This is a genomic window from Quadrisphaera granulorum (assembly GCF_003149145.1).
Classification (GTDB): domain Bacteria; phylum Actinomycetota; class Actinomycetes; order Actinomycetales; family Quadrisphaeraceae; genus Quadrisphaera; species Quadrisphaera granulorum.
Window position 1 is genome coordinate 1 of record NZ_QGDQ01000059.1, and the last position, 4364, is coordinate 4364.

Sequence of the window (4364 nt, forward strand, 5' to 3'; positions counted from 1 at the left end):
CACAGGTCCAGTTTTCCTGAGTGCTGACCCTGCCGGTCGCTACCGGCACCAAGCCTGCCCCTTGCGGAACCGGCCCGGTAACCCCCATTAGTTTTGCGGCGCCGTCGACAGGGGCACGGACACGCGGCTTCACAGCCTCAGGTGCCGCCCCGCCGCGGGGCTGATCGCCGCCGGCGACGACGGCGTCGCCCGTCCAGAGGCTGCCTGGCTACCGCGGCGCCAGCAGCGCTGCCCAGCCACACATGATCGAGCGCGCAGGAACGCACTAGGACCGCGCTGGCCCCCTACCGATGCGGTTCAGCCGGACTTGCGGCGGAACAAGTTGTGCTCAGTTCTGAGCAGGGCTGATCTGGCCAAAAGTGCCCCTGAAATGAACATTTGCCGTTGGCAAGTGTTGGGTGGTGTTGGTCATTGTCGAACCTCCTGCGGACTAGCTGCGGACTGAACGGTGTTCGATGAGGTCCGCTGGTGGGGGCGTGAGGCGGTCGCGCCCGCGTGGGTGGGGCGAGGCATAGACCGGTTGCCCGTTCGGTTGCCCGGCGAGCGGCACCACCCGTCGGGCGGCGGTGAGCCCAGCGGTCTGGCGCTCATCCGGGTTCGATTGCGAGCGGGAGAGCGCTCGGGGGTGCCTGCCGCCTGGCTGCGCGGCGCGTGTGGCGGAGGGGCGTCGGTGCCCATCGGCGGCTAGCGTTCCGCGGGTGGGGGAGGCGATCATGCCGGGCGAAGTCCTGAAGGGCTGGAACCCGCGTCGCTGCGCTGCTCTCGAGAACGTCTGGGAGGAGTTCCGCAAGGCCGGCGCCCACGGGCAGAGTCTCAGTGACGAGCTCATCGCGGAACGGCGACGTGCGGCAGTCGCTGGCGACGAGCAGTAGGGAGCACCCCCCCTCACTGTGAGGTCTTCGACGCGTCCGCGCTCCCGTTGCTGACCAACCAGGCATCGAGGTGAGATGTCGCCTGCGTGGCTGATTAGCGCGAAGCCTCCATCAGCGAGAGGTGATCTCTGTGGACTTGTCGCAGGAGGCCCGCTGACGGGCGTTCTTGCGGACGCGGTAGACGTTTACGGTCCCTGATTCACGACCTCGCGCAGCATTGCGACTGCCTCTGTCATGGCGTAGCGATGCTCGAGTATGTCGAGCACCTCGCCGGTGGTGCGTATCGGGCCCTTGCGGCCCGAACGGGACGCCATGGCGTGGATTGCGCGGACCGCTCTCGCTGGCCCAAGGGTCACGGTGTTGTAGGCGAAGACGCTGGGGGTGAGCACCTGCACCGTGGAGGGGACTTGTGAGGTGGGGAAATCCTTGACGTTGTGGGTGACGATCGCTCCCGCCCCGGCGATTACCGCGGCCGCCACGACGTGCTCGTCATCAATGTCAGGCAGGCCGAAGGTCCCCTCCAGTGGTTCCCATCCCTGCGTTTCGGCGTCGATGAACGTCGACCGCATCGTCGCGATCAAGCGGCCCGCGCGTTCAGCGGCCACGCGTTGGGGCAGCCCTGCTCGCACCAGCTTGATCGCCTCGTGCTCCTCCAGCTCGGCCAGGATTGCTGAGCTCCACACCGGCCGGTACATGCCCTCGATGGCTAAGGAGAGGAGGAAGTCGCGCTGGGTGCTCGGCCACAGCACGCACGTGTCGAGCAGGCCGGTGAACACCTCGGCACCCTCTCCATCTCAGCTATGGCGTACTTCTGCACTGCAGATGCCGCGGGGGCATGGCTGTGGACTGCTCCTCGGTGGGTGCTGGGGGTCAGCGACTCCCGGCTCGACGCCGCCCGGCGACGGTGCGTCGAACCCGCTTGAGGTCTTCCAGCATTACGTCGATGTCGACGTCGTCTCCGACGTCGTTCAGGCCGGGGTTCATGTCCTCCAGGGCGGCGTACTGCTCCCGGCGGCGTTGCTCACGAAAGGCCAGTAGGTCCTTGAGCGCGATCCGCCGGTGAGTACCAACCCGCTCGTAAGCGACCTTGCTCTCGTCCAGCAACTTGATGACTGTCGGACGGCTGATGCCCAGCAGGTCTGCTGCCTCCTGGGTGGTCAGTGTGCGGCGCTGCGGTACGACGGTGACCGCGAGGTTCTGACGCATCGCCTCCACGACCTGGCGCAGCACGCGGTAGACCTCGGTGGGCAGCTCTACCTGCTCGCCTGCCTGTGCTCCCGCGAGGAAGTAGCGAGTCTGCGGCGTGCCCAGGCCCGCTGCCTCACGTGCGGCTAGGAAGTCGTAGACCTCAGCGACCTGATCGGTGGCCTCGGGCAGGTACGTCTCTTGAGTGAGCGGTGTGATGCTCATGGAGCCTCCTCAAACGCAAGAAACGTAACGGATTGCGTTCCTTGCGTCTAGTCATCGACACTCCGAACGTTCCCCTTGACCTGCATCTCACCCGAGAGCGCCTGCGGTGGGCTCCTCGACCTGAGTGGCCTGGCGGTCCAGGTCGACCAGGTGGCTGATGAGAACCTCTGGGATGCCGAAGTTGGTGCCCTCCCCGCGCGCGGTCGCGGCGTCGGCCTCCTTGGCCTGCCAGCCCGGGGTCCAGGGCCATGATTGGTCAGCCGTGATGGCAACTTTCGGGTGCTATCCAAATCTCGCGAGCAGCTCCTTGCTGCTCGCGAGATCAGCCGAGATGTTGCCCGTGCAGATTTGGATTGGAGAAGCTCTGCGTCCCTTAGGTAAGTCTTCCTTTCGGGAGGATTCAAGTTTCGCTTGCGTGTAGGCGCGCGCTCGCTCATGCTGGACTGGTGCTCGCCGTGCTGACTGGCCTGAGCGGAAGTGTCCTGCTCTTTCTGTTCTACTCGAGTGTCCGTGTGAAGTGGCCTAATAGCTACATCACTTTGAGGAATCAGGCCGAGGAGGCCGTGGCTCGAGGTCCTCTTCGGTATGCCATTTTTCGTGCAGGCCCCTTCCTGCTCGTGGGGCTGGCTGTTTCGGCTAGTTCCGAACGTCTGAAAATCGACGGCTCCGTTGCTCTGGGTGCGCTACTGCTGAGTCATCTGGCGGCCACGAACGGGCGTAGTTTCATTAACTCGGTAAAGGCTGGTCGGGTTGCCGCCAATGGCATTCTAAGCAACCTTGCTACGGCATTCGGGCTGTCCGCTCTGGCGTATCTGATACTCAGGTATGGCGAGCGCCTTTCATTCCTTGTGCCCGGGCTGGATGAATTTGTGTCAGCCCTTTGGACGGGACTGGTCGCCGCCGTTTTGGCAGTGCTGCTGCAAAACTTTGTAAGGTCGGACTCTGATGAGGTCGATCTTGAGAGACTGTCACGTGATATTGGTCCTCGCTTGGAGTCATATATTGATTCTTGCGCCTGGGCTCACCGCTTGGATCCTGTGCTCCTTCGTAGCATCCTTTACGCCGAGGTATTAAATCGACCCCGCTGGTTCCGGGGCATCGAGCGTGCCGTGGGCGCTTTTCGATCGGGAGGCACCTATGGGATAGGGCAGGCGGGAGTGACCGCTTCCGCCAGCAATGAATCTTCAATTGAGGCAGTGGCGGCCAACTATGCCAACGTCAAGGTGCTGCGGTCCAGAGGGGCGTACGGGAGTCTCAATGCCGCCGCTCTCGAGGCTCTATTGGAGCGGCAAAACCCATCGAGGGAATTCGTCAAAATGGCAGCCAGTATTTTCAGTAGGCTTGAGAATAGGCGTGCGGCGTTTTCTTCGCGGCGCGGGATAGATGATCAGGCCGTAGTTATCGTCGATCGCGGACTTCGTGTCGGAGCTAAGTGGCGCATCGAAGGTTCTTGCGATCAACTGGTCGCTGGTCGACTGGCAATTATCGGTCAGGTTGGCGCTCCAGCAGAGTTAACCATTCAGGCAGCGGTATTGAATGGTCGACGCAAGTGGGTGGCGTTGATCTCTCTCGAAGAAGAGCGGGTCGGCTTCACGGTAGATTCTGAGCCGGATTTCGAGAGCGGGGGAACGGCTTCCCCTTGGCTTAATGCGTTCATGCAAGCTGATTAGCGAAAGTTGCTGACCTGAATAATTTGGATTTTTGAGCTGGACGCCTCATTTGCCTTCCGGAAGAACGGCGGATTGGTTAGCAATCTACCGGTGCAATGCTGGAGATCGACCTTCACTGGCTCACGATCAGGGCCGCGACAGCGAGCGGCTGGGGTCCCAGGGCGGAGCAAGGTATACGGAGTGGTGACCCAACCCGGTTGCCTGCTGATGCCCGACCGGCGCGGTCGGGCAGGGAGATCGGGTGTCTCGACGGCTCTCTGCCTGGTGACGAAGCCGGCTCGTCGGCACAGCCGCTGAAGCGACCGGGCAACCGGACCGGAGAAATTGTCAAGACCTGTGGATGAAGATCGTTTAGGCGGCGGTCGGGAGGGCCTGCTCAGCCGCTGACGCGCCGGCTTCACCGAGTTCGTCG

Annotated in this window: 4 protein-coding genes; 2 read left to right on the top strand and 2 right to left on the bottom strand. The window is 63.0% G+C overall.

The features are described from left to right. Positions 1–713: 713 nt before the first annotated feature. Positions 714–872, top strand: a complete 159-nt coding sequence (locus BXY45_RS23655) for a hypothetical protein (protein ID WP_170131698.1) — start codon at positions 714–716, stop codon at positions 870–872. Between the two features lie 185 nt (positions 873–1057). Here BXY45_RS23655 and BXY45_RS22530 read toward each other — a convergent pair whose 3' ends face one another. Next, positions 1058–1648 carry a PIN domain-containing protein gene (locus BXY45_RS22530; protein WP_109776776.1) on the bottom strand — a complete coding sequence of 197 codons (591 nt, stop codon included), beginning with the start codon at positions 1646–1648 and terminating at the stop codon, positions 1058–1060. Positions 1649–1742: 94 nt separating this feature from the next. Next, positions 1743–2282: a helix-turn-helix domain-containing protein gene (locus BXY45_RS22535; protein WP_109776777.1), complete on the bottom strand. Its 540-nt coding sequence runs from the start codon at positions 2280–2282 to the stop codon at positions 1743–1745. Positions 2283–2728: 446 nt separating this feature from the next. Between BXY45_RS22535 and BXY45_RS23045 the strand changes: the two genes are divergently transcribed. Next, on the top strand, positions 2729–3952 hold the full coding sequence (locus BXY45_RS23045) for a hypothetical protein (protein ID WP_146211347.1): 1224 nt from the start codon (positions 2729–2731) through the stop codon (positions 3950–3952). The last annotated feature ends 412 nt before the right edge of the window (positions 3953–4364 follow it).